The following is a 457-nucleotide window of genomic DNA, read 5'->3' as shown; positions in this document are numbered from 1 at the left end:
TCAGAATCTGCTCGCTTTCTTCTGCCGTAATCAGTTCGATTTCTCCCAGCTTCACATCCGGGTTCGCCGCCACGGCTTCAGCCAGCCGGATGAAGTGGCGTGTCATTCGTTCCACGGTTTCCCGTTGATACAATGCGGTTGCATATTGCAGGCCGAACTGGATGCCTGCCTCTTCCTCACTCGCTTCCAGCGTTAAATCAAACTTCGCTGGCGTTTGCTCCAATCCGTATGGACGGAAGCTCAGGTTGGTCAGCTGCAGCTCGCCTTCCTCGGTGGTTTGCAGCGTAAACATCGTATCGAACAGCGGGTTGCGGCTCATATCCCGCTTCACATTCAGTTTTTCCACCAGCTCTTCAAACGGATAGTCCTGGTGCTCGTAAGCTTGCAGCGCACGCGTCTTCACATCCTCCACGAAGCTGCGGAAGCTTTGCTCTGCTGTCGGATAGTTCCGCAGTGC

Annotated in this window: 1 protein-coding gene; it reads right to left on the bottom strand. The window is 54.7% G+C overall.

Annotation, left to right across the window (positions count from 1 at the left end):
- A partial coding sequence (locus JO375_RS08630) for a condensation domain-containing protein (protein ID WP_229524082.1) occupies positions 1–457 on the bottom strand: 457 nt, incomplete at both ends.

Origin of the sequence: Paenibacillus farraposensis, from assembly GCF_020736845.1 — a bacterium.
Classification (GTDB): Bacteria; Bacillota; Bacilli; order Paenibacillales; family Paenibacillaceae; genus Paenibacillus; species Paenibacillus farraposensis.
The sequence above is the reverse complement of the archived record's forward strand: the minus strand, read 5'-3'. Positions and strand labels throughout refer to the sequence as shown.